The 24,258-nt window shown below is 65.9% G+C and carries 24 protein-coding genes, 1 tRNA gene and 3 pseudogenes; 14 read left to right on the top strand and 14 right to left on the bottom strand.

What is annotated here, in order from left to right; all coding sequences use genetic code 11:
* Nucleotides 1-3: 3 nt before the first annotated feature.
* From A5753_RS18425 to A5753_RS18435, 3 genes are all read left to right on the top strand, one after another.
* Nucleotides 4-741 carry an amino acid ABC transporter ATP-binding protein gene (locus tag A5753_RS18425; protein WP_369829338.1) on the top strand — a complete coding sequence of 246 codons (738 nt, stop codon included), beginning with the start codon at nt 4-6 and terminating at the stop codon, nt 739-741.
* Nucleotides 742-806: 65 nt separating this feature from the next.
* Nucleotides 807-1,310, top strand: coding sequence for a MarR family winged helix-turn-helix transcriptional regulator (locus A5753_RS18430; protein WP_067131242.1), 504 nt, complete (start codon nt 807-809; stop codon nt 1,308-1,310).
* Between the two features lie 59 nt (nt 1,311-1,369).
* Complete coding sequence (locus tag A5753_RS18435) at nt 1,370-2,041, top strand: SDR family oxidoreductase (protein ID WP_067131245.1); 672 nt, start codon at nt 1,370-1,372, stop codon at nt 2,039-2,041.
* Between the two features lie 6 nt (nt 2,042-2,047).
* Here A5753_RS18435 and leuS read toward each other — a convergent pair whose 3' ends face one another.
* Complete coding sequence (gene leuS / locus A5753_RS18440; protein WP_067131248.1) at nt 2,048-4,957, bottom strand: leucine--tRNA ligase; 2,910 nt, start codon at nt 4,955-4,957, stop codon at nt 2,048-2,050.
* A 183-nt stretch (nt 4,958-5,140) separates the two neighbouring features.
* Between leuS and A5753_RS18445 the strand changes: the two genes are divergently transcribed.
* Nucleotides 5,141-6,277 carry an LpqN/LpqT family lipoprotein gene (locus A5753_RS18445; protein WP_067131396.1) on the top strand — a complete coding sequence of 379 codons (1,137 nt, stop codon included), beginning with the start codon at nt 5,141-5,143 and terminating at the stop codon, nt 6,275-6,277.
* A gap of 68 nt (nt 6,278-6,345) precedes the next feature.
* Nucleotides 6,346-6,687: a hypothetical protein gene (locus A5753_RS18450; protein WP_067131251.1), complete on the top strand. Its 342-nt coding sequence runs from the start codon at nt 6,346-6,348 to the stop codon at nt 6,685-6,687.
* Nucleotides 6,688-6,707: 20 nt separating this feature from the next.
* Here the strand turns inward: A5753_RS18450 and A5753_RS18455 are convergent, their stop codons facing one another.
* A complete protein-coding gene (locus A5753_RS18455; protein ID WP_156656159.1) occupies nt 6,708-7,316 on the bottom strand; it encodes a YqgE/AlgH family protein in 609 nt (202 codons plus the stop codon).
* A gap of 96 nt (nt 7,317-7,412) precedes the next feature.
* Here A5753_RS18455 and A5753_RS18460 point away from each other — a divergent pair.
* Both A5753_RS18460 and A5753_RS18465 read left to right on the top strand, forming a co-directional pair.
* Nucleotides 7,413-8,745 (top strand): annotated as a pseudogene (locus A5753_RS18460) (MFS transporter).
* A 50-nt stretch (nt 8,746-8,795) separates the two neighbouring features.
* Nucleotides 8,796-9,569, top strand: a complete 774-nt coding sequence (locus A5753_RS18465; RefSeq protein ID WP_067131257.1) for a TIGR03084 family metal-binding protein — start codon at nt 8,796-8,798, stop codon at nt 9,567-9,569.
* A 69-nt stretch (nt 9,570-9,638) separates the two neighbouring features.
* On the opposite strand, the gene A5753_RS18470 is transcribed toward A5753_RS18465, so the two are convergent.
* Nucleotides 9,639-9,959 carry a DUF2710 family protein gene (locus A5753_RS18470; protein ID WP_156656163.1) on the bottom strand — a complete coding sequence of 107 codons (321 nt, stop codon included), beginning with the start codon at nt 9,957-9,959 and terminating at the stop codon, nt 9,639-9,641.
* A gap of 73 nt (nt 9,960-10,032) precedes the next feature.
* The gene (locus A5753_RS18475; RefSeq protein WP_067131260.1) at nt 10,033-11,748 is read right to left on the bottom strand and encodes a DUF5631 domain-containing protein; all 1,716 of its coding nucleotides are present in this window, start codon (nt 11,746-11,748) and stop codon (nt 10,033-10,035) included.
* 98 nt (nt 11,749-11,846) lie between these two features.
* On the opposite strand from A5753_RS18475, the gene A5753_RS24625 reads away from it, so the two are divergent.
* Nucleotides 11,847-11,990 (top strand): hypothetical protein, encoded by a 144-nt coding sequence (locus A5753_RS24625; protein ID WP_197514024.1) that lies wholly within the window; start codon nt 11,847-11,849, stop codon nt 11,988-11,990.
* Nucleotides 11,991-12,014: 24 nt separating this feature from the next.
* On the opposite strand, the gene A5753_RS18480 is transcribed toward A5753_RS24625, so the two are convergent.
* The 6 genes from A5753_RS18480 to A5753_RS18505 form a co-directional block, all read right to left on the bottom strand.
* Nucleotides 12,015-12,326, bottom strand: a complete 312-nt coding sequence (locus tag A5753_RS18480; protein ID WP_067131263.1) for a DUF2694 family protein — start codon at nt 12,324-12,326, stop codon at nt 12,015-12,017.
* The gene (locus tag A5753_RS18485; RefSeq protein ID WP_067131266.1) at nt 12,323-12,640 is read right to left on the bottom strand and encodes an ESX-1 secretion-associated protein; all 318 of its coding nucleotides are present in this window, start codon (nt 12,638-12,640) and stop codon (nt 12,323-12,325) included. Before A5753_RS18485 ends, A5753_RS18480 begins: the two co-directional genes overlap by 4 nt.
* Before the next feature lie 45 nt (nt 12,641-12,685).
* The gene (locus tag A5753_RS18490; RefSeq protein ID WP_067131269.1) at nt 12,686-14,137 is read right to left on the bottom strand and encodes a DUF4226 domain-containing protein; all 1,452 of its coding nucleotides are present in this window, start codon (nt 14,135-14,137) and stop codon (nt 12,686-12,688) included.
* Between the two features lie 135 nt (nt 14,138-14,272).
* On the bottom strand, nt 14,273-14,635 hold the full coding sequence (locus A5753_RS18495) for a DUF4226 domain-containing protein (RefSeq protein WP_067131272.1): 363 nt from the start codon (nt 14,633-14,635) through the stop codon (nt 14,273-14,275).
* Nucleotides 14,636-14,683: 48 nt separating this feature from the next.
* Entirely contained in the window at nt 14,684-15,514 is an 831-nt protein-coding gene (locus A5753_RS18500) for a C40 family peptidase (protein WP_067131275.1), read from the bottom strand.
* Nucleotides 15,511-16,293: a helix-turn-helix domain-containing protein gene (locus A5753_RS18505; protein WP_067131278.1), complete on the bottom strand. Its 783-nt coding sequence runs from the start codon at nt 16,291-16,293 to the stop codon at nt 15,511-15,513. Before A5753_RS18505 ends, A5753_RS18500 begins: the two co-directional genes overlap by 4 nt.
* 143 nt (nt 16,294-16,436) lie before the next feature.
* Here A5753_RS18505 and A5753_RS18510 point away from each other — a divergent pair, with 143 nt between their 5' ends.
* The 4 genes from A5753_RS18510 (at nt 16,437) to A5753_RS18525 (ending at nt 19,701) form a co-directional block, all read left to right on the top strand.
* A complete protein-coding gene (locus tag A5753_RS18510; RefSeq protein WP_067131281.1) occupies nt 16,437-16,853 on the top strand; it encodes a WhiB family transcriptional regulator in 417 nt (138 codons plus the stop codon).
* Nucleotides 16,854-16,946: 93 nt separating this feature from the next.
* Nucleotides 16,947-18,329 (top strand): acyl-CoA dehydrogenase family protein, encoded by a 1,383-nt coding sequence (locus tag A5753_RS18515; RefSeq protein ID WP_067131284.1) that lies wholly within the window; start codon nt 16,947-16,949, stop codon nt 18,327-18,329.
* A gap of 60 nt (nt 18,330-18,389) precedes the next feature.
* Nucleotides 18,390-19,385, top strand: a complete 996-nt coding sequence (locus A5753_RS18520) for a pirin family protein (RefSeq protein ID WP_067131287.1) — start codon at nt 18,390-18,392, stop codon at nt 19,383-19,385.
* Nucleotides 19,372-19,701: a GNAT family N-acetyltransferase gene (locus A5753_RS18525; RefSeq protein ID WP_067131290.1), complete on the top strand. Its 330-nt coding sequence runs from the start codon at nt 19,372-19,374 to the stop codon at nt 19,699-19,701. Before A5753_RS18520 ends, A5753_RS18525 begins: the two co-directional genes overlap by 14 nt.
* Nucleotides 19,702-19,835: 134 nt before the next feature.
* On the opposite strand, the gene A5753_RS24930 is transcribed toward A5753_RS18525, so the two are convergent.
* The 3 genes and pseudogenes from A5753_RS24930 to A5753_RS18540 all read right to left on the bottom strand — a co-directional run.
* Entirely contained in the window at nt 19,836-20,249 is a 414-nt protein-coding gene (locus A5753_RS24930; protein WP_231990107.1) for a hypothetical protein, read from the bottom strand.
* A gap of 67 nt (nt 20,250-20,316) precedes the next feature.
* Nucleotides 20,317-22,226: pseudogene (locus A5753_RS18535) on the bottom strand (TNT domain-containing protein).
* Between the two features lie 125 nt (nt 22,227-22,351).
* Nucleotides 22,352-22,813 (bottom strand): annotated as a pseudogene (locus A5753_RS18540) (GNAT family N-acetyltransferase); the annotation flags it as partial.
* Between the two features lie 179 nt (nt 22,814-22,992).
* Here A5753_RS18540 and A5753_RS18545 point away from each other — a divergent pair.
* Both A5753_RS18545 and A5753_RS18550 read left to right on the top strand, forming a co-directional pair.
* Nucleotides 22,993-23,490, top strand: coding sequence for a DinB family protein (locus tag A5753_RS18545; protein ID WP_082971379.1), 498 nt, complete (start codon nt 22,993-22,995; stop codon nt 23,488-23,490).
* Between the two features lie 56 nt (nt 23,491-23,546).
* On the top strand, nt 23,547-23,906 hold the full coding sequence (locus tag A5753_RS18550; protein ID WP_067131408.1) for a nuclear transport factor 2 family protein: 360 nt from the start codon (nt 23,547-23,549) through the stop codon (nt 23,904-23,906).
* Between the two features lie 77 nt (nt 23,907-23,983).
* On the opposite strand, the gene A5753_RS18555 is transcribed toward A5753_RS18550, so the two are convergent.
* Nucleotides 23,984-24,066 (bottom strand) — tRNA-Leu (locus tag A5753_RS18555).
* Between the last annotated feature and the right edge of the window lie 192 nt (nt 24,067-24,258).

Here is a 24,258-nt window from a genome sequence, read left to right on the forward strand (position 1 = left end):
GGGATACACGAGCGTGCGTCAGTCTCGCTGGCGGCCAAAAACGTTCACCAAACCCTGGGCTCGAGCAAGGTGCTGCGCGGCGTCGACATCGAGGCGCCCGCGGGCAGCACCGTGGCGATCATCGGGCCGTCCGGCTCGGGCAAGTCGACACTGCTGCGTACCTTGAACCGCTTGTATGAGCCTGACAGCGGGGACATTCTGTTGGATGGCAGATCGGTGCTGCGCGATGATCCCAACGAGCTGCGCCAGCGTATCGGCATGGTGTTCCAGCATTTCAATCTCTTCCCGCACCTCAGCGTTATCGAAAACGTTTCGATGGCTCCACGAAAGTTGCGGCGGCTGCCGGCCGACCAGGCCCGCGACCTGGCGCTGGCACAGCTGGACCGAGTTGGCCTGAAGCACAAGGCCGGTGCCCGGCCCAGCATGCTGTCCGGCGGGCAACAACAGCGGGTGGCGATCGCCCGTGCGCTGGCAATGGCGCCACAGGTGATGTTTTTCGATGAGGCCACCTCGGCGTTGGATCCCGAAATGGTCAAGGGAATACTGCAACTCATTTCCGACCTTGGCGCGGACGGCATGACAATGGTTGTGGTAACCCACGAAATGGGTTTCGCGCGGTCGGCATCCGACGACGTCGTGTTTATGGATCACGGCAAGGTCGTGGAATCGGGCCCTCCTGAGCAGATATTCGACGCCGCCGAGACCGAACGGCTGCAGCGCTTTTTATCCCAGGTGCTTTGATCTCGCCTACCTGGTGGGCGATAGCTCCCTTGTAAGCACCTCATATCGGGATAGACTCCCGATTTATGGCAGACAGCGAATCGACCCCGGCCGAGGTAGCCGAACTCGCCGAAGGTTTGCACCGCGCGTTGTCCAAATTGTTTGCCATTCTCCGTCGTGGAGACCCCAGCGGCGCTGCGGCCGGAGAGTTGACCCTCGCGCAGTTGTCGATCCTGGTCACACTGCTCGACCAGGGCCCGATCCGGATGACCGATCTCGCCGCACACGAACGGGTGCGGACTCCCACCACAACCGTGGCGATCCGACGGCTGGAGAAGGTGGGACTGGTCAAGCGGTCCCGCGACCCGTCCGACCTGCGGGCGGTGCTCGTGGACATCACCCCGCGGGGGCGGGCGGTCCACGGTGAATCGCTGGCCAATCGGCGCGCTTCGCTGGCCGCGATGCTCAGCCAGCTCCCGACATCCGACTTGAATACCCTGACGCAGGCGTTGGCGCCGCTGGAGCGTCTTGCCTCCGGTGACCCGACGTCCGGACCCGCCGGCGTGCCACCCGCACGCAAGGAAGCCTGAGAAGAACTCCGCGCCAATGCTTTTCAACTGCGCCTGAGGCATCGCCTAAACTGCGAGGCATGCCCAATGCACTCATCACCGGCGCCGGCGGCGGTATCGGATCGGCCATCGCCACGGCGCTGGCACCCACTCATACCCTGCTGCTGGCGGGCCGTCCGTCGGATCGGCTCGACGCGGTCGCGCAGCGACTGGGGGCCACCACGTTTCCGCTGGACCTCACCGACTCCGGCGATATCGAGGCCGCCTGCGAAATTGTGGACGAACTCGACGTGCTGGTGCACAACGCGGGGGTGTCCATACCCGGCAGTGTCGCCGACTCGAATGTCGATGAATGGCGTGCCACCTTCGCCGTGAACGTCTTTGGACCGGTGGAACTTACGCTGGCGCTGCTGCCTGCGCTGCGGCGGGCCCGCGGGCAGGCGGTGTTCATCAACTCGGGCTCCGGCCGCACCGCTTCGCGGAGTATGGCCTCCTACTCGTCTAGCAAGTTCGCGCTGCGCGCCTTCGCGGATTCGTTGCGCAGCGGTGAACCGGAGTTGAGAGTGACGACGGTTTATCCGGGACGGACCGATAGCGAAATGCAGCGAGAACTCGTCGAGTTCGAGGGCGGCACCTATGACCCCGCCGACTTTTTGAAGCCCGAAACGGTCGCGGCCGCGGTCGCCAATGCGGTGGCCACCCCGCGCGACGGTCACATGCACGAGGTGGTGCTGCGTCCCGCCGGGCGCTAGGCGGCGCTACACGACCAAGTTGACAAGTCGACCCGGCACCACAATCACCTTGCGCGGGTTGGCGCCCGCCAAAAACGCCTGGACCTTTTCGTCGGCGAGCGCGGCGGCCTTCAGCGCGTCCTGATCGGCATCCGCCGCAACCACCACTCGCCCGCGCACCTTGCCGTTCACCTGCACCGGGTACTCAACCGTGTCGTCAACCAGATAGGCAGGGTCGGCGACCGGGAAGGGACCGTGCGCCAGCGAGGTCTGGTGGCCCAGTCGCAGCCACAACTCCTCGGCCATATGCGGGGCCAAGGGCGCCAACATCAACACCAGCGGCTCGACGGCCGCCCGCGGCACCTCGTCGCGGTGTTCCTTGGTGAGGTGGTTGGTGTATTCGATCAACTTGGCCGCAGCGGTGTTGTTGCGCAGTGCGGCATAGTCTTCCGCGACGCCGACAATCGTCCGATTCAGTACCCGCAGCGTATCGGTCGCCAAGCCTTGTGCCGGCCCGTCGACCACGCGGGTGTCACCGGTCTGCTCGTCGATCACCAAGCGCCACACGCGTTGCAGGAAGCGGTGGGCTCCTACGACGTCCTTGGTCGCCCAGGGCCGGGAGGCCTCCAGCGGCCCCATCGACATCTCGTACACGCGCAGCGTGTCGGCGCCGTAGTCGTCGCAGATCTCGTCGGGCGAGATCGAATTCTTCAGGCTCTTACCGATTTTCCCGAACTCCTGGAAGACTTCGACCTCTCCCCCGGGCCCCGGGTAGACGAAACGGCCGTCTCGTTCGACCACTTCTTCCGCCGGGACATACGAGCCGCGCGCGTCGGTGTAGGCGAAGGCCTGGATATAGCCCTGGTTGACCAAACGGCGAAACGGCTCCCGAGAGGTCACGTGGCCCAGGTCGTAGAGGACCTTGTGCCAGAACCGCACATACAGCAGATGCAGCACCGCGTGTTCGGCGCCGCCGACATACAAGTCGACACCACCGGGATCCTGCGGCCCGTGCTCGGTCGGCCGCGGACCCATCCAGTAGGCCTCGTTCTCCTTGTCGCAGAACCTTTCCGAGTTATGCGGATCGGTGTAGCGCAGTTCATACCAGCAGCTGCCGGCCCATTGCGGCATCACGTTGGTGTCGCGGCTGTAGGGCTTGAGGCCGTCGCCCAGGTCCAGCTCGACGTGCACCCACTCCGTCGCCTTGGCCAGCGGCGGCGAGGGCTCGCTGTCGGCGTCGTCGGGGTCGAACAGCACTGGCGAGTAATCCGGCACGTCGGGCAGCTCAACCGGCAGCGCCGCTTCGCTCAGGGCGTGCGCACGCCCGTCCGCGTCGTAGACGATGGGAAACGGTTCGCCCCAGTAGCGCTGACGGGCGAAAAGCCAGTCGCGCAGCTTGAATTCGATGCGCGCCCAGCCGCGACCCTCGGCCTCCAGGCGCGCGGTGATCTTTTCCTTGGCCGCGGCCACATCCAATCCGTCGAGGTAACCGGAGTTGACCAGCACCCCGTCGCCGGCGTAGGCGGACTCTGAAATGTCGCCGCCGGCAATGACTTCCACAATCGGAAGCCCGAACTCGTGGGCGAAGTCCCAGTCGCGCTGATCGTGGCCGGGGACCGCCATGATCGCCCCCGTGCCGTATCCGGCCAGCACGTAGTCGGCGATGAAGATCGGCACCGGTTTGCCGTTGGTGGGGTTGGCTGCGTAACTGCCCAAGAAGACACCGGTCTTCGCCTTACTCTCCTGGCGTTCGAGGTCCGACTTCGATCCGATCGCCTGCCGGTAGGCGGCGACGGCCTCACGCGGTGTGGCGGCGCCGTATTTCCAACGCGCGTCGGTGCCGTCCGGCCAGGCGGCCGCCGCCAACTCGTCGACCAACTCGTGCTCGGGCGCCAGCACCAGGTAGGTGGCGCCGAACAACGTGTCAGGCCGGGTGGTGAACACCTCGATATCGACCGTCTCGCCGGCGGCGCCGGTCGCCGCGAACAGTGCCTTGGCGCCGGTGGACCGGCCGATCCAGTTGCGCTGCATCGTTTTGACCGGTTCCGGCCAGTCCAGCAGGTCGAGATCGTCGAGCAGCCGATCGGAGTACGCGGTGATCCGCATCATCCACTGCCGCAATCGTTTCCGGAACACCGGGAAGTTGCCGCGATCGCTGCGGCCGTCGGCGGTTACCTCCTCGTTGGCCAGCACCGTGCCCAACCCTGGACACCAGTTCACCATCGAGTCGGCCCGGTAGACCAGTCGGTGCTCGTCGATCACGTCGGCGCGCTCCCCCGCCGACAGCCCGGCCCAGGCGCGCCCGTCCTCGAGGCCGCGGGCACCGGAATCGAATTCGGCGATCAATTCGGCGATGGGGCGGGCCTTGTTGGCGGCTGTGTCGAACCACGCGTTGTAGATCTGCAGGAAGATCCACTGGGTCCACTTGTAGAACCCGACATCGGTGGTGGAAAAGCTGCGCCGGCTGTCGTGACCGAGGCCCAGGCGTCCCAGCTGGCGCCGGAAATTGACGACGTTGGCCTCGGTGCGGATGCGCGGATGGGTCCCGGTCTGCACCGCGTATTGCTCGGCGGGCAGCCCGAAGGCGTCAAACCCCAACGCATGCAACACGTTACGGCCGGTCATGCGGAAGTAGCGGGCGTAGACGTCCGTCGCGATGTAGCCGAGCGGGTGGCCGACGTGCAACCCCTCCCCCGACGGGTAGGGAAACATGTCCTGCACGAACAACTTGTCCTCGGGGACCGGGACGCCGTCTGCCGGGGCCAGCGAACCGACCGGGTTGGGCACGTTGAACGTTCCGAGCTTCGCCCACTTCTCCTGCCACGCGCCCTCGATACGGCCCGCCAGCGCCGCGGTGTAGCGATGCGGCGGCGCGTCCGAATCGGGCGCGGCGGCGCCAGCGCTGCTCGCCGGCGAAGCGGTCGGGGAGTCGGTCACCTGAACAGGGTATAAGGGCCGACACGGCGACTTTGCCGGCCACAGGTTGGTCTCGGTTCCGTTGCGCGCCGATCAGAGGTTCATCCCAGGTGTGTTTCGAGCCTGTTCACCCCTTTGACCTCTAGTTACAGTCAGCCACTATCGACGGCTTCTGGTACTGAGCCATTGGAAGGACCGACGCAGATGATTGAGATCGTCCCCGTCCACCGGGCACTCCTCGGCGGTGTGGTGGCTGGCATGATCGGCCTGGCGGTTGTTGCGGGCGGCACGGCATCGGCAGACCCGTTGCCTCCGGCGCCGGCACCCGTCCCCACGGTCCCCGCGACGGCACCACAGAACCTCGGGCCCGAGCTGGTGCCCCCGAGCAGATACCTCGCGGCCCCGCCGGTCGCCAACCAGACCGCGCCGCGGGCCACCGCCATCGCCCCGGGAACCACGGCGCCGGCCGGGGTCCCCCCGGCGGCCCCGGTTCCGGCGACGTCGGGAACGATTCACGAATTCCTGCAGTCGAAGGGTGTGAAGCTCGAGGCGCAAAAGCCCCAGGGCTTCAATGCACTCGACATCACCTTGCCCGTGCCCGCGCGCTGGACCCAGGTGCCTGATCCCAACGTGCCCGATGCGTTCGCGGTCATCGCCGACCGGCACGGCAGCAGCATCTATTCGTCGAACGCGCAGGTCGTGGTGTACAAATTGGTCGGCGCCTTCGATCCGAAAGAGGCCATCACCCACGGCTATGTCGACAGCCAGAAGCTGCTGGCCTGGCAGCCCACCAACGCCTCGATGGCCGATTTCGGCGGCTTCCCGTCCTCGGTGGTCGAAGGCACCTACCGCGACGGTGATTTGACGCTCAACACGTCGCGGCGCCACATCATTGCGACGTCGGGACACGACAAGTACCTGGTGTCGCTGTCGGTGACCACCGATCGCGCGGTAAGCGTCGCCGACGCACCGGCCACCGACGCCATCGTCAACGGATTCCGCGTCAGCGCCCCCGGCGGCGCCGCCCCGGCACCGGCCCAGGTTCCCGCCGCCTCTCCGGTTGGGCTGCCCGCTCAGCCTCCCGCGGCCGCACCGGTCGCGCCTGCCGCTCCGGCACCGGCCCCTGCTCCCGTCGCCCCGGCACCGGCGGCGGCTCCCGTCGCGCCTACCGCTCCGGCCCCCGGTGCGAGGCCGCTGGTCCCGCTCGCCCAGACGTCACCCGCGGCCCCGGTCGGGCTCCCCGCGCAGGCTCCGGCGGCGAATCCGCAGCGCACACCCAGCCTGTTGGCCATGCTGCCGGGGCTGCCCCCGCTACCGAACTTCTCGTTCCTCCAGCACTAAAGGACGACGACGCCGGCACCCGCACAGCCGGGTGTGCGGACTGGCGAACCGGCTCGTATTGTGAGCCCATGCTGATTGCGGGCGTGCTGTGCATGTGTGCGGCGGTGGCCTCGGCGGGGTTCGGCACCTGGTCGCTCGCGCATAACCGGACTCTCGGCGCCACCGCATTGGCGCTGCGCGCGATGGCGCCGACACAGTTGGCGGCCGCCATCATGCTCGCGGCGGGCGGCGCGGTGGCCCTGGCCGCGGTGCCGGACACCGCGCTGGTCGTGCTCGTCGTCTGTGTGGTGGGCGCGCTGGGAACGTTGGCCGCGGGCTCGTGGCAGAGCGCCCGCTTCGCGCTGCGCCAGGAAGCGGCCTCACCCGCCTGCGCCGGCAGCTGCGCGGGCTGCACGCAGTCATGCCACTGATCTGAACTGGGGGAGAGGCCCTAGTTTCGGCTGATGTCGATGGGGTGGGTGGCGAGCAGCGAAAGCGGCAGCGGCTGGCGACGCAGGACTTGGCCCCACAGGTCGGACCTCGGCCCCACCAGTACGTCGGATGGCAAGGCGGACAGCACAATCCAATCGTCGCGTTCGATCTCGCCTTCCAGCTGACCGATAGTCCAGCCCGAGTACCCCGCGAAGATCCGCACCCCCTCGACCGATGGCGCGATCTCGTCGGGGTCGGCGTCCAGATCGACCATGACCACCCTGCCGTCCACGTGCCGCAGGCCCGGCACGTCCTGGGGGTCGACGCCTACGCGCAGCGTCGCCAGACACAGCGCCGCGTCACGCTTCACCGGCCCGCCGATGAACATCGTCTTGGGCTTGGCCGACAGCTTGGTCCACTGCGGCAACACGTTGTACACCGCGGTGTCGCTGGCGCGATTCAGTACGACGCCCAGCGTCCCTCCGTCGTTGTGCTCGACGATGTAAATCACGCTGCGCCGAAACGTCGGTTCGAGAAGGTCGGTGTTGGCGAGCAGCAAAGTGCCCGCGCGCACCCGTTGCGCGGCAGGTGCGACGTAGTCCTCTGGATCCTCCGGCGGCGGCACCACACCATCATCGCATCCGGCGCATCGTGGCCCGGGGCAATCGAGACCGTGGGCCACGCAGATTTGTACTGTGGTTGGACGGCTCTGATCGCGCGAGCTCTGTCAGCCCCAATCGTGGAAGTCGGTTTCGGTGATTCCAACCCGGATGCAGTCCAGCGCACCCGTCGAAATTTGGCGGTCGGTGCGCGGCTTGCCGGATTTCTGGCGGCTGCTGCAGGTGCGCGTCGCAAGCCAGTTCGGTGACGGTTTGTTTCAGGCGGCGCTGGCCGGAGCCCTGCTGTTCAACCCCGATCGGGCCGCCGACCCTCTAGCCATAGCGCGCGCCTTCACGGTTCTGTTCTTGCCGTATTCGCTGCTCGGCCCGTTCGCCGGTGCGTTGATGGACCGTTGGGACCGGCGGCTGGTGCTCGTTGGCGCCAACGTGGGCAGGCTGATCCTCTTCGCCGCGATCGGCACGATCCTTGCGGTCCGGGCCGGCGATCTGCCGCTGCTGCTTGGCGCCCTGTTCGCGAACGGTTTGGCCCGGTTCGTCGGGTCGGGGCTGTCGGCGTCGCTGCCGCATGTGGTGCCGCGCGAGCAGGTGGTGACGATGAACTCGGTCGCTACCGCAGCCGGGGCCATCGCGGCGTTCTTCGGCGCAAACTTCATGCTGGTGCCCCGATTCATCCTGGGATCCAGCGATAAGGGCGCCTCGGCGATCGTGTTCATCACGGCGATTCCCGTGTCGATCGCGTTGTTGTTGTCCTGGCGGTTCGGTGTGCGGGCTCTGGGCCCCGACGACACCCGGCGAGCGATCCACGGCCCCGTGATCTACGCGGTGATCACCGGCTGGCTGCACGGCGCGCGCACGGTGGCGCAGCGTCCCACGGTCGCCGCCACCCTCTCCGGCTTGGCCGCCCACCGGATGGTCGCCGGTATCAACTCGCTGCTGGTCTTGTTGCTGGTTCACCACATGCCCAACCTCAAGGGCGGGGGATTCGGCACCGCCCTGATGTTCTTCGGAGCCGCGGGCCTGGGCGCCTTCTTGGCCAACGTCCTGACACCACCCACGATTCGGCGCTGGGGGCGCTACGCGACGGCGAACGGCGCGCTGGCGATGTCAGCGATCATCGAGGTCGCCGGCGCCGAGCTGCTCGTCCCGGTCATGGTCACGTGCGGTTTCTTGTTGGGCATCAGCGGGCAGATGGTCAAGCTCTGCGCCGACACCGCGATCCAAATGGACGTCGACGACGCGCTTCGAGGGCATGTGTTCGCCGTGCAGGACGCGCTGTTCTGGGTTGCGTTCATCGTCTCGATTACGGTGGCCGGCATCTTGATTCCCGACGACGGGCACGCGCCCACGTTCGCCCTGTTCGGATCCGTGCTCTACCTGATCGGCCTGGCCGTGCACAGCGTCATCGGGCGCAGCGGCGAGACAGCGAGTGATCGTTAAGGTACAGGCGTGAGTTGTTCGATAGCCGCGGCCGAGACTCCAGGGTTGTGATGACCGGTCCCGCCCCCATGGTCGACGACCTGCGTGCCGAGAGCGACGTGCTCGACGAGCTGGTCGCCCCGTTGTCGCCCGACCGCTGGGCCGACGCGACGCCGGCGCCCGGCTGGACCATCGCACACCAGATCGGCCACTTGCTGTGGACCGATCGAGTCGCTCTGATCGCGGTTGCCGACGAGGCCGGGTTCGAGAAGGTGTTGGCGGACGCGGCCTCCGACCCGGCGGGCTTCGTCGACAAGGGCGCCGAGGAGCTGGCCGCACTGGCGCCGGCCGAGCTGCTCGCCGAGTGGCGGCTCACCCGGGGGCGGCTGCACGACGCGCTGCTGACGGTGCCGTCCGGTCGCAAGCTCCCGTGGTTCGGCCCACCGATGAGTGCGGCCTCGATGGCCACCGCGCGGCTGATGGAGACTTGGGCGCACGGTCTCGATGTCGCCGACGCACTTGGCGTGACACGGCCCGCGACCGAACGCCTGCGGTCGATCGCCCACCTGGGAGTACGCACCCGCGATTTCGCCTTCGCCATCAACAACTTGGTGCCACCGGCCGAATCGTTTCTGGTGGAGTTGCGCGGCCCGGGCGGCGACACATGGACCTGGGGGCCGCCCGATGCCGAACAACGAGTCAGTGGGTCCGCGCAGGACTTCTGCTTCTTGGTCACCCAACGGCGTCCGTTGAGCGCCCTCGACATCACCGCTCGGGGCGCCGACGCCCAGCGCTGGTTGGAGATCGCTCAGGCCTTCGCCGGGCCTCCCGGCGCCGGTCGATGAGCGCGTGAAACGCGCGAAGAGAACGGGGCCCATCGGCTCAAGCGCCGGTCGATGAGCGCGTGAAACGCGTCAGTGCAGCGGCCCGCCGTAACTCGCCTGGTTCTCGGCCTCAGCCTCCTCGCGCAGGGCGGCTATCGCGAGGTTCAGCCTTTCGGCCAACTCCACGTGCCCGTATCCGGTCATCACCCCGGGATGCAAAGTCAGTTTCAGCAGCCGGCCATCGGAGTTCGCAACGGCGTGAATGTCGCCCAGATCGACGCTGTAGGTGACGGCTTCGGCCTGCGCCACAAGGGCTTCCCACTTGTCGGCCGCCTCGCTCAGTTCCCGAAGAACCGATTCGACGAGATCCTTCTCGCTGAGATTCGCGCGACTGCCCGAACCCGCCACCAGGACAGTATCGTCGACCCCTCCGACCAGCGTCAATTCATATGCGAGCAGGTTGCGATACCAACTGGCCGCACGCTCACCCGACGAGTGTTTGATACCAGGCGAGGTGGTAGTTCGCGGACACTGCGTCTCCGCTGGCGATGCCCTCGGTGGCGGCCATCAGCAGGCACTTGAGCAGGAGCACGGGATTGACGTTCGGATACTGCACCAGGAGCTGGTAGCGCGAGGTATCGAGATGGACGCGCAGTACGTCGACCTCCTGGTCGACGACAAGCGTTCCCGCGGCGGCGGCTTGCGCCAACCGCGGCACGATCTTGGGCAGATCGTCACGCCCACGAGTGGCCGCACTCAGCACGCTCGCCAGATCATCGATGGCGGGCAGCGTGCGCGGCTCCACCGACGACTTGGTCGCGGCGAAGTTGACTGAGCGGTGCAACGAATCACCGGGCGCGTAAGTGACCGCGCGCGCCGTTTCGCCGATCAGTGCGGCGACCCTGCCGGCGCGACGCTCGGGTTCCAACAGCCGCACGCCCGCCGGAAGGGTGATGCCTGACGGTATCCACCCGTGAGCGAGATCGGTGACCAGAACAGTCGTGCCGTCGGCACGATCTCCGATCGCCCAATTCAAGCGCGGCTCCTGCCGGACCACGAACTCGAGCAGCCGGTTCAGCCGCTCAGCGTCGAATCCCGTTGATGCTGAGGGCTTTTCGGTGCGCGCACGGGCGGTGGAGAAGGAGGCCCTGTCGCTATCAGCAGCGACGGGCGCGGCTGGTATGGCGTCGACAACTGGTTCCTGCGCGACCACCTGCGGCGCCGCCTCGACGGTGACCGGCTCGTCGACGACGGCGTGGTGACGTCCGGAGTCGGCCTGGTCCGGTGGCGGCTCGGGCGCACCCTGCGCGGGCCCCTCGAACACGGCCTCCGCCGATGTGACCACCGGAATGACCTGCGTCTGCTCGAGACGCGACGCGTCGGCGGTGCTCGCGAGCTCATCCTCGGTGGTGGTCGGCTCGCTAGCCACCTCCCGTTCGTCCTCACCTGCCTGCTCGACGACCGCGTGGTGACGACCGGAGTCGGCCTGGTCCGAAGCCGGCTCGGGGGCGGGCTGCGGCGGCGTCGTTGATTCGGGTTCGTCCCTGACCACCGGGATGACTTGGGTCTCGCCGAGATGCGACACATCGGCGGCGCGGCGGTCGGCATCGTCAGCAGGCTCTTCCTGCGGCCCTGGCCGCGGTGTGCCGGGGCCGGCGACCGACGCGTCCGCGGATTCTTGACGCCGCCATCTTCCCGTGCGCGGGGCTGCCTCGGGTGGTGGAAGCTGCGCGGGCGCCTCGGCGACGGGCTTGGCCTCGCGGATTATGGGCAATACCTGCGTCTTCTCCGGGTCCGCTTCGGACGGTTCGAGCCTCGGTGGGGGAATAGCGGGGGGTTGGGGTCCGCTCCGCATCGTGTGCAGATAGCGAATCGTCGATTCGACTCGGCGCACCGCACGGCCGCGGGCCTCGTCGATGACTCGCGCCTCCGCCGCCTGGCGGGAGAGGTCGGTCATTCCCGATCGCTTGAGCAGCTTCAGTTCGTCGTTGGCGGCTTGGGCGATTCGCTGCAGGTCGGCCTTGAGATGCTCAGCGAGAGTGGCGGTTTCGGGCGTGACCGGCGACAGTTCAGCAGGCCACAACCCGCCTGTCACCCACGGGGTGCAGTCGATCGGGGAGCTGAAAGCCGGCGTCGCCAGTGATTCCCGGGTAGCTCTCCGGAGGCGCTGACGCGCCGACATCCGACCGAAGACCGCCACCGGCTAAGCGTACCGGGAGCCGGCCGGCGACTTGTGCGGTCGGTGAATTGTGCGGTCGGTGAATTGTGCGGTCGCACGGCCCTGGGTAGCGTGAAGACATGGCTGATTCTGCACTGCAGCAGCAACTCGACGAGGTGCGTGCGTTCCTCGCTCGCGCGCGAGAGTTGTTCGGCCCCAATCCGGTAGAGCCGCCGACGGGTATCGCTCCCGATCCCAGCGTGGCCAAGCCACGATTACGCTAGGCCGGCGGCTGGGCTGACAGCCCTCTAGATGGCGCCGTTACGGCGACGCAGTTTGTGCGCCAGCAACTTCTCGATGGCCGCATCGAGATCCCGGGCGGTCGGGACCACCGCGGAGGGAGTGTGCCCGGCTGCGACGATTTCGTCGCGAATTTCTAGCAACGCTTTCAGGCATGACACGTCGGCGGTCAGCAGGATGCCTTGCGCCAGAGTCTCAGCGTCGGTTTCCATCGCCTCTTCGCTCAGCGCGACGCTGTGCATATAGCCGCCGCGGCAAGAGCGGACGAGGATGTGTCCACTCGGGTGAACGGTGTCGAAAGCAGGATTCGCGTCGGTCATCGACCGCGGTCGACGATGTCGCCGAACTTCCCTGCCGCTTCCTGCTCGTGCTGTTCCCACATCGCCGCCGAAACCTTCAGCTTGTCGGCCAGATCGGCGTGGTCAGCGGCTTGCTGCTCATAGCACTGGCGTCGAAGTTCCAGCAGCTCACGGCCCGCGTCGCGCAGCTCGCCGAAGATCGGTCCGAGGGAATCGAGACTCTCCTGGATCGCGGCGTGCGACGACGGAACGGTTCGCAAGTACTCCGAGGTGTCCTGGTGATGCGCGGCAGCCTGACGTAGGTGCGCAGGCACTACATGAATCGAATCTGCCATCCGCTATCTCCTGTTGACGATCGCCGGTTGTTCCGGCGAGTTTGGTCAGGTGGTCGGCGTGGTCGCCGGCCGGGCAGGTGTCGGTGGGTCAGGCTTGGCCGGCGTCGTTACCGTCGCGTTCGACGCCGGCGGATGCTCCCAGCCTAGGAAGGTCGGCCCGCTCACGGTGGCGATGTGTTGAATTTGGCCATCGAGAAGCGCCTTGCCGGGGCCAAGGGCGAGCGCGTGACGATCGGTGAACATCCCGATATCGCCAGGTGCAACCTGTAGGGAATCGACGGGGCTGGGAACCGCCGTTCCCGGTGGGGGAATGGTCATTCCCTGCTGTTGGAAGGCCTCCGCTATCGGTGTGCCGCCCACGGCCGCCGTGATCGCCGCCGCCAGCTGCGGGGTAGCGGCGGTGACCGTTTCCCCGTCGGGCAACGTCACCTGCGTCGGACCGGCCGACGGCTCATCGGATTCCTCGCCAGGCGGGGCATCGGTCCCGTTGCCCGATTCGTTCGAGTCATCGCGCGAGCTCTGGTCCTGGTCGTAAGGCAGGTCCTCGTCGGCCAGCTCGTCCAGAGCCGGATCTGTCCTGTCGTCGCCCCGCAGCCCAGACAGCGGAAGTTCGCCGGGCCCTTGCCAACCGGCCGTCGATGCGGGCAGAGAACCAAGCCCCGGAAGCGATCCGCCGCCGAAGGCGGGCATGGCGGGCGCCATCGGCTGCTGCGGGATGACCGGCATCCCGGATACGCCGGCCGGATCCGGCCCTGGGCCATCGTCGGACAGTCCCTCATCGTCGGCTAACAAAGAGTCCAGCAGCGGATCCCAGTCAGTGTCGACATCGTCGGTCGCGTCGCCCGCGGCTGCCTCGTCAGCCGGTGCCGGAGCTCGCGGGCGTTCGCCCGGGGAATTCGGTTCGCCTTTGGAGGCGTCATACAGCGACGTCCAGGCGGCCATCAGCGCCGACTTCGACGTGTCATCCAGGCTGGCGCTGAGGACAACCTCGCGAATGTCTCGGAGCTTGCCGATGAGAAACCGCTGGAAGTCACGTGCCCCCGCCGGGGTGTCGAGGTCCGACCTGGTCCGTACCGCGGCTTCGGTCTCGTGCTGCAACCTGGTGAGGGCTTCGCCGCCGTCAACCGCGTGCAGGTGCGCGTTGAGGATCGCCGAGATTACCTGCAGGTCCAGCTGCGAGCTCGCCGAGTTCTGTTGTGCAAGAGCCGCTTCGGCGTGGGCAATGGCATCGGCCGCATCGCCCGTTTCGCGATCCGGCGATGCCGCGGCTTCGGCGGACGGCCGCGCCGGCGGGTTGGCCGTCGTTGCGGCGCTGAACACGCCGGCGTGCTGTTGGCGGATCTTGCGCAGGATTGCCTCGATCTGTTCGGGACGGGTGGTCGGGGTGAGCACGGCAATCACTTCGCCAGGCGCCAATCCCGTCTGCCATGCGGTCGGGTCGCCGGTGCGATCTCGTACGTCTTTGACGGCGGCAAGCAGGTCGTCGTAGGCCGACATCAGCCAAACAGGCGGCGGCGCAGCTTGCTCGAACGCTGCTGCGGGAAACGACGCGACCCCTCCATGTCCGGCGACGGTACTGCGGGGCATAGTTGCCGACAATTCACTGTGTTGCACGGTGTGGACTATTTTCGACTAGCCGCTGTCGGCGGCGTACTGGGCCCGAAGGTTCTGCAACACAGCGGCTTTCGCCTGGCCTAATTCGCGTGCTTCGGCCACGACCGACGCGATCTCGCGTTGCTTGTCCATCAGAAACTTTCGGAATTCGCGCGCGCCCATGGGGGTATCGAGGGCGAGGTCCGCCTGGTTCACGGTTGCGTGGTCGATCTGCTCGGCTATCGAATCCAGTCGCCTGACGCTCTCGCGCGCCGCATTGTGAGCGCTGGTCAGCACCTCGTTGAGCACTCGATCAGCTTCGGACGCGATGCCGTGCTGACTCGCCAGCGCCGACAGCCGCGCCTGAACGGCCTCTAGCGGGGGCTCGGGTTGTTCCGGCATCGGTTCACCCCATTCGTCGTGCCCGCATCACCGGGCGGTCTTGGCTTGTCATATCGGCCGGCGGATCGCAACGTTGTTGCCCAGTCGGCTTATTCGCACCGCGGCGCCCGAATAAGGCGCTTCGACAACGAGGTTGTTCCCGATGGCGAGCTGCACATGGCCGGCGTGCGGGAACACCAGATTGCCCGCCCGCACCTGGGAGCGCGGGACCGCGATGCCGTCGTTGATCTGCTGATACGTGGTGCGATCCAGGTGAATACCGGCTTGCGCGTAGCTCCACTGCACCAGGCCGGAACAGTCAAACTGGTCGGGGCCCGTCGCGCCCCAGACATATGGTCGGCCCAGTCGAGACAAGGCGGCGCGCACCGCCAGGCCGGCGCGATCATTCGGCAGCCCGCGCAGTCCTGACACCCCAAGCCGACGGTCGTGCCGGAGTCGATAACGCAAGGCCAGCAGTTCGGTGTAGCGGCGTCGCGCACGCGAGCGCGCCGACAGCACATGCGCCCGCTGGGCCCGCAGGCGAATCACGCGGCGGCGCATCGCCTCCCGCTGGGCCAACGGCGTCGCCGGCCTATCGGCGTCCGCGCGGGCCGCGTCCACGACGTTTCGGGTCAAGTCGCCGGCCTGTGCTCGATCGCGGTGCGCGCCGGCAATGATGTCGCTGGCCGCGGCGTCGGTGCCGGCCGCTGCGGTGAGGCGTTGCCGGCTATGGTCCACCGCGAGTCGATAACCGCCGTGCGCCGTCCTGTCGCTCATTGCCGCGGCTCGCTGCAACAGATCGCGGTAGTGCGCGGTGTCAGCGTTCACGGATGAGGGCTGGGTGCTGCCGGCGAAGAGTTGATGGGCACGGCTCAGCGCCTCGACTTCGGATTCACTCACGATGCCTCCTCGTCGTCCGGGCTTGCCTCTCGTCGGCCAGACTCGACCGCCTCGGTGAAGGCGCGGACGCGGGGGAGAGCACCCGTCGCGATCGCCCCCCGATTGCGGATGTCCCACATCTCATCGACATCCACGCCGACCAGGGCGGCAATGATCGTCTCCGGCAGGGACGACTGGGCGCATGCCCGGTCGAAACGCGCGCTCAAGCTGGCGGGCATCCGGTTCAACAGCGCCGCACGCGTCGCCTCCAAAGCTTGGAGATGCTCCATCAGCCGGCCGGTCGAGTCGGCACCGGCGTTCACGGCCACCCGCCACGAGCTGGCGGCCAGCATCTCTGCCTTCACGCATTGCGCGATCACAGACAGAATATACGTCTCATATTCGTTTGATGTTGTCGCCGGCAATCGATCGATGACGGATTTGAGAGCATCCAGCTGCGCTTCGGCGTAGCCTTCCAGCACTTCTGTGTCGCTATGACGGTCAACCACGACCGGTCCGCTGCGTCGCGCGGGCATGGGAGTCGGCGGCTGCGCGGACATCAAGCGCGCCAGCTCGGCCTCCGGGTCGGCAGCCACCAATAGTCGCGAGTAGGTGCCCGGCGGCAGGCCGAGCCCGTTCTCGATCTTCTGAACTGTGCTTTTGTGCGGCTTGCGGGCACCTCGCTCGAGGAAGCTAAGCCCCATGATGCTGACTCCGGTCGCGGCGGCGAGGTCGGCTAGTGACCAATCGCGCGATTCACGCAACGCGCGGATAGCCGCACCGGCCGATTCACGGGTCACCGCACGCTCCGGCCATGGGCCGGATATTACACAGCCCAAGACGCCGATATGCAGTTATACGTTTTTGTCACGTTTCTCTTGCGTTGGGCGGCCGCTTCTGTATACGCTTCTGCCTACGTTTCACGCTCTACAAGGAGACCGACATGGGACACCCCTGCGCAGCTAATCCGGAACTTTGGTTCGGCTACCCCGACGACGACGGCGGTGACGGCGCCGCGAAGGCGCGCGCATACGAGCGGTCGGCCACTGAGGCGCGAATCCAGTGCCTGCGCCGCTGCCCGCTGGCGCAGCAGCGCCGCTGCGCCGCGCATGCCATCGCGCACCGCGAGGAGTACGGCGTGTGGGCCGGGGTGAAGCTGCCAGGCGGCCAATACCGCAAGCGTGACCAGCTCGCTCGGGCGCACGACATCCTGCGGCGTATCGCGGCCGGTGAGGTCAATGCTCGACAGCTGCCCGAGAACGCGGCACTGCTCGCACGTCACGAACACGAGTCGGTCGCCGTGGCCGCAGTCGTGCTCCACCTGCCGCTGGCGCAAGTCAAACCCCGTTCGGCCGCCTGACATTTCGGCAAAAGCCGTGGTGGCAGTTTGCTGAGCCCATCAACGGGGTAGTCCGGGTCGGCAAGACCAGTCTGTCGACCTAGAGGCGCCCCAATGACGTTCGACCTGACCCCGACGGCGGCACAGCATGACCTTGCCCGGCGTACGCACGAGTTCGCCGAATCAGTAATACGCCCAGTAGCGCTCGACTACGACCAGCGACAGGAGTTCCCCTGGGCCGTGCTGGAAGAGGCGGCCCAACAAGGTTTCTACAGCCCGCTCTTTTACCGCGATCTGATCGGCGATCCGACCGGCATCTCGCTGCCCATGTTCATGGAGGAGCTGTTCTGGGGCTGCGCGGGCATCGGCTTGGCTATCGTCATGCCGGCGTTGGCACTGTCAGCGATCGGCCAGGCCGCCTCGCCCGAACAGATGCTGGAATGGGCGCCCGAATGTTTCGGCACGCCAGGAGATCTCAAGCTCGCCGCCCTGGCCATCTCCGAACCCGAGGGCGGCAGCGATGTGCGTAACCTGCGCACACACGCGCGCCGCGACGGTGACGACTGGATCCTCGACGGCCACAAGATGTGGATCGGCAATGGCGGCATCGCCAATGTGCACGTGGTAAACGCCGTGGTCGACGAGGAGCTCGGCCATCGCGGTCAAGCACTGTTCGTAGTCCCGGGCGGCACGCCCGGACTGAAACTGGTGCGAAAACTGGACAAACTGGGTTGCCGGGCCTCTCATACCGCCGAGTTGCTCTTCGAGGGTGTGCGCGTTCCGGGCGCCAATCTGCTTGGCGGACAGGAAAAGCTCGAGCACAAGCTCGCTAAAGCCAGGGAAGTCGTGGCGGGCGGAAAGCGGTCCGGATCGGCGACGCTGGGCACCTTCGAGCAGACCCGCCCCATGGTCGCCGCCCAAGCCATCGGCATCGCCCGGGCGGCGCTCGAATACGCGACCGCGTACGCCACCGAACGCGAGGCTTTCGGTGGGCCCATCATCGACAACCAGGGCATCGCTTTCCCGCTGGCCGAACTGGCGACCCAGATCGACGCCGCTCGGCTGCTCACCTGGCGTGCGTCGTGGATGGCGGCCAACAACGTTCCCTTCGAACGGGGCGAGGGTTCGATGTCGAAGATGGCAGCGAGCGAAGTCGCGGTCAAGGCCACCGAACGCGCGATTCAAACCATGGGCGGCTGGGGCTACATCACCGATCATCCGGTGGAGAAGTGGTATCGGGATGCCAAGCTGTACACCATCTTTGAAGGAACCAGCGAGATTCAACGGATGGTCATCTCGAACGCGCTGGGCGCCGCCGTCGGTACCCCGCCGCTGCATGTGGTGCTGGAGCCGTCCGGCGGACCGCTGAACCGGGTATTCGGGCGGGGGACTCCGCTGCGATCCCGCGTCGCCGACAACGCCCTGTCGGTGAAGGATCGGGTGCCCGAGCCCGTCATGCGGCTTGCCATGAAGGTGCTGCGGCCGCCACGCAAATAACCACGCGGGTAGCGTCGCGGATGAAGGCGACGCATGAGGGCCCGCGACGGAGGGTGGACCATGAGCAATCTTGAAGTCGCCCCTGCCGAAGTCGCCTGCGCCGCTTCGCAACACCTGGGCGCCTCGCCGACCGTGGAAGTGTTGCAACCCCGGGAGGTTCCGTTGGGCGGCCCCAGGGCGATCCGGGTGCAACGAACCCTTCCGCAACGCCGTCGTTCGCTCGTTGGGGCATGGTGTTTCATCGACCATTACGGCCCGGTCGCGGCGAGAATGGATGTCCCGCCGCACCCCCACACGGGACTACAAACTGTCAGTTGGTTGTTCAGTGGGGAAGTGGAGCACAGTGATAGCGCCGGCGTGCGAGCGGCCGTTCGACCCGGCGAGCTGAATTTGATGACCGCGGGGGCTGGCATCTGCCATTCGGAAGTCTCGGTCGATTCCGGCGCCTTACTACATGGTGTCCAGCTCTGGATCGCGTTGCCCGCATCCGATCGCGACACAGGGCGAGATTTCGCCCATTACGCGCCGGCGCCCTTGGCGCTGCTGGGTGCGAATGTCCGCGTCTTCTTAGGCCAGCTGGCCGGCAACCGATCGCCGGTGCCGACCTTTACGCCGTTGCTGGGCGCCCAAATTGACCTCGAGCCAGGGGTTACGCTGAATCTCGATGTGGACCCGGCCTTCGAGCATGGGGTGCTGTGTGATTCCGGGACCGTGCGCGTGGACGGGACGGCCCTGGCGGTCGCCGAATTGGCGTATCGAAGTCCCGGCCGGGCGCAGCTGAAAGTGCACAACGCGGGGGACGGATCCGCGCGGGTGCTGCTGCTCGGCGGTCCGCCGTTCACTGAAGAATTGGTGATGTGGTGGAACTTCGTCGGACGAAGCCACGAGGACATCGTCGACTACCGCCGACTGTGGGAGGACGGCGACGACCGATTCGGCGCCGTCCAGGGATACCGGGGAGCGCTCGCCCGGCTACCCGCCCCGCCGCTGCCGACCGCTCGGCTGCGGCCTCGACCTACACCGCAACGAAAGGGAAGCACAGATGACAACCGATAAGACCGGCGCACAAGCCACGGTCAGCCTCGACGACGGCAAGTACACGATCGCCGTCGAGGGAAAGACGGTGGGACTGGCCGATTTCGCCGATCGGGGCGATCAACGCGTCTTCTACCACACGGAAATCGATCCGGCGTATGGCGGACGCGGGCTGGCGACCATCCTCGTCGAGCAGGCGCTCAACGAGGCGCGTGATGAGGGCAAGCGCATCGTCCCGGTGTGCTCGATGATCGGTACGGTGCTCAAGAGGCATCCCGAATTCGACGATATCACCGACCCGGTCACCCCGGAGATTACGCAGTGGGTGCGCTCGTAGGTGGGCGCTGGCCTTTGTTTGCAATTGAGAATCAAACTTCACGCGGCGACAGATTGGTAGGGGAAATCTTCATCTCAATGATGAAGAATGGCGTTCGCCGCCCAACCAAACCTAAATGGCAGATATCCGGGTGTTCAAAGTCCGCCTTGCCTAGCGATTCCCAGAAGGTCGTCGAGCGACTTTAACATTATGTGGCTGAAAATAGTCGCGTCCCCCACGACTAAAGTGGCGCATTCATCAGCTAGGCAGAGCTCAACATTCCCTTTGTCCAACTCCAAAACATCAACGCCGGCGGCGTATCCCAACTTATAGAGGTCGGTCCCTAATGGGCCCGACGCCAAGCCGGAGCGAGCGAGCGTTGCCCAGTCCCACACCAGATACTTCTCTACCAGGTCGAAGCACGAAAACGTAGCTGTGTCATTACGCCTGTTGCCACGGTCGTCAACCATATCTATTGCCCAGCGGTTGGTATCATTGCGAACATGGACGGCATAATCATTCGCTTTGAATACGATTTTGCAGTCATCACACTTCAACGAGATTGACACGCCCTCCAGCCCGGCTTTGGGCGCCCATTCTGACCAAATCCCTGACAAACGCGCAAAATTTACCATTTCACCGTACCCGCAATACTACGCCAAATCGTTCCAGCTGTTCCACGGTACCATTTGTGCCATCCGGTCTGATGATTCGGTATTGCTGACCTCCACCCGGTTGATGGAACCACGGCGCTGCCTCCGATTCCTCTATATGCCAACCCGGCGGTAGCGCAGACGGATCTTGCACGACATATTGGTAGAACGGTTTGGCAGCACTTCCCGGGGGAAGGGAAAGTTCAGCAAAAGGTGTTCCCTCAGGAGCCATGTACGAGCCCCCGGGGTTGCCGAATCGGCTGAGAATGGCACCTGGGGTGAGATGGGCGTCCGGAATGACAGTCCCGGGTACTGCATAAGGTTTGGTCGCCAGCGTGTCGTCGGGATATCGCAAGCTACCGTCAGGGTGGGTGAATTCCGGGCCCGGCTCAACGGGATGGTATCCATCGAACAGAGGGTGGTCCGACGCAAGCGGCGGCGGCGGGTGATCCGGCGGCAGCGGCAACGGGCTATCGGGCGCGGGCGCGACGTGAGGTCCCGCGGGCGCGTGTTCGACGGGTGCGTCGGCCGGCGGCGTGTGCTCGACCGGGGGCGGCTCAAGCGGGTGAGTGCCGGGGACAGGCTCACCGCCACCCCAATCGCGCCGTGCGAGGGGAATTCCGCTTCGGCCAAGGCCTCCCTCAGCTGTGGGCCACTGAGGCTACTGGCCGTCAGACTCTCCGACGTCAGGCCCTCGAATGCTTCACGACTGAACAGCATTTTCGCGCCTTGTAAAAGTGCCTCCCCGCCTGCCTTCAGCCCTGGCCCCCCGACGGCCAGGGTGATGGCGGTCCATAGCGGTTCGGGCGTGGCCTGCACCTGCCCGGGGTCCGGCGTGCGCATGCCGGTCAACTTGCCGCCGTTGAAGGTGTAGTACGTACCGGTGGCTTGGTCGAAGAACTCACCCGTGCCGTTCTTGAGCTGGCCGAAAGCCTGTACGGACTGCCCGTTGACGTTGTATGTGAACATGAAATGCCCGTCGGGGGCGACGTTTATCGATGCGGGGTCGATGCCGTCGTAGTCGGGTATCTTGCGCAGGTCGTCGAGAGCCTGCTTAAGGTCGGCCTTCAGTTTCGGCAACCTGGCATTGGCGGCCTCGCCTTCCGGCGAGCCTGGACCGTGCATATAGAGGTCCGCCGCGGCTTTGTTCAGCGCGTCTCGCGCAGCGCGCACCTTGGCCAGTTGGTCCGCCACCGCCTGTTTGGTGGCTTGCCGAATGTCGGCCAGGGCCGCTTGCTGGTCGGGAGACGGCGGAGCGACCCCGTCAGCGTCGGCACCGTGGAGCGGCGCGCCGTCGTACCCTTCGGCGTGAAGGTTGGTCAGCGACTTCTGCAGGCCGTCGGAGTAGCCGTTGCGGATTGATTGCAATGCAGCGAGTGCGGCATTGGTGTCGCGCAGGGCGTCGTCTTCGCAGGTGTTGATGAAGGCATGTACCGCGTCTTTATCGGCGGCGCTGAGGCTTGGGTCGCTTAGCAGGGCCACAGCGTGGACTACCGGGTCTGAGATGTTTTTCAGCTGCGCATCTAGGGTGGCGATCCGCGCGGCGCCTGCCTTTTGTGCATCGGCCAATGCCGCAGCGATGTTTTCAAGATCTGTACCGATCTTGGGCAGTTGCAATGACTGCGCGCCCAGGGATTGCACGACCCGTTGGACTTCTGCGGAGTCGTTGATCGGATGACCGCCATCCTGGTGATTCCAGGCGACTTCAAAGCGGGTGAGGGCTTGCTGGAAAGCGCTGTCGGATTCCGCAGTGCATCGGCCAGCACGATGGAATGCCTTAGCTAGATTGGAAATTTGCAACGGGCTGCCGGCCTGCAGACTTGCATTGATCGCCCAGGGGTCGCCGCCAGCTTCAGCGATCAGCGCATTCTTATCTATATAGGGAAGTCCCATGACACCGTTGAGGGCTAGCGAGCTGTGGGCATCTCATCGCGGGCAGAAATTTCCAACCGTCTGAGCTGCCCATTACGTTACTTATCACTAGACGCGGGTCAATTCACTGTGCTCGCGGAGCCCGGTTAAACAGTTGAGCGCTCCAATGCGTACAGCGCCATCCGCCGATTCGGCATGTCATGTTCGCCGAGGAATTCGCAACCCAGGGACTCGCAGAGGCGGCGCACCGTCGTGTTGCGGTGGTCTGGATCGAACATGATCCGTTGGCACGCCGGGTCTTTGACCAGAAGGCTCGCGATGACCTTGCGAAGCATCAGGGCACCCACCCCGCGGTGCATCAACTCCTCGTCTGCGATCGCCCCATGCAGCCCCAGATCGTATGGCTGGCTGTCGTAGCACCGGGCGATGGCGTCTTTCACGGCCCGGTAGATCTCCAAGTAGCCGCGGTCCACATGATCGATGCTGAGGATGAGCGGCAGCGAATAGGCTCCGTCGACCTGTGCTCGCAAGTGGTTGCGCCAACGGGTCACCGGCCAGTCGTACTCCCAGGTGGTGGCCAAGTGCGGGCGGTTCATCCACTGCGTCACCGCGGCGACCGAAGCGCTTACCCGACCGCTCGCGCCTGCGGCCTGCGCACATCTATTGTGGCTGCCCGGCGTATTCTTTCATATCATAACGGCCGCAATGACTTTGAGATCCGCCGCATTGTCCTTGACAGTCACCATTTCCTGCGGCTTCCGAGAGTGCGGTCTGGAATGATGGTCCCGTGACAGGCCCCTGCGCCGAATGCGGTTTTGCCTATGACCTGCGGCGAGCCGCAGCCGCCGGCGACGACATTCGCGCCGGGGCCGCCGAAGTTGGCGCGCTGCTGTGTAACACCAGCGGCGACGTGTGGCTGCGTGCAAGACCCGACGTGTGGTCTCCGCTGGAGTACGGGTGCCACCTGCGCGACGTGCTGCTCGTACAACGCGAACGGGTGCTGGCGGCGCGGCGGACCAACGGCGCCGACTGCGTGCCCATGGGTCGCGAGGAGCGCGCCGAGCACGACGGCTACAACGAGCAGGACCCCGTCGTGGTTGCTCGTCAATTAGCAGACGCCGCAACGCTATTCAGTAATGTGTTGGCTCGGCTCTCGGCCGAAGACTGGGACCGCACGGTTGTCTATCACTACCCCGAGATCAGTGCACGGTCGTTGCGCTGGGTCGCGGTGCACACTGCACACGAATTGCGGCACCATCTTCTCGACATTCGCCGCCAACTATGACCCCGACCCGGCGTGCGGCGGGAAGCGTCGCTGAATCCCGGCGCTACAGTGCCGACATGGATGTCGATGCGGTCGTTTTCAGCGAACGGTGGGCGCGCAACTGGAACGCTCACGACGTCGATGCCGTTCTCGCCGACTTCCATGACGACGTCGTATTCACATCGCCGGTGGCCGCCAAGCTCTTCCCGGAAACGCAGGGCGTGGTCCGCGGCAAGGCAGCCTTGCGGGAGTACTGGACCGGGGCCGTCGCACGCATTCCGGATCTGAGGTTCTCCGTCGAAGGCGTCTACCAGGGCATCGACACGATCGTCATCGCATATCGCAACCAGAACGGCGACCCGGTCAACGAGGTCCTGACCTTCCAGGAGGGCACGATCGTCGAGGGACACGGGACCTACCGGGTGTCCGGTACGTAGCGAGGCGAAAACATCCCTACAAGCACGAAAGTCACGACCCCTTTGGGGGCCGTGACCTTTCGTAGAACCGCTCAGTGTGGGCGAAGGGGGACTTGAACCCCCACGTCCCGAAGGACACTGGCACCTGAAGCCAGCGCGTCTGCCATTCCGCCACTCGCCCGGAAAAACAACCGATGGACCATATCACTCTAATGGCCGATCCTCGAACCGGCTAAGCGGGATCCGAAGCCGCACCGCACCGACCAGCCGGCGGACCGCATCGCTCTGAGCTGGGCCGATGCAGTTCTCACGATTTCGAAAGTGCCGCAGCGACACGATGTCCCGATACGATGCGGGAGTGATCCAGCACCGG

It is taken from the genome of Mycobacterium sp. 852002-51971_SCH5477799-a (assembly GCF_001667145.1).
GTDB lineage: Bacteria > Actinomycetota > Actinomycetes > Mycobacteriales > Mycobacteriaceae > Mycobacterium.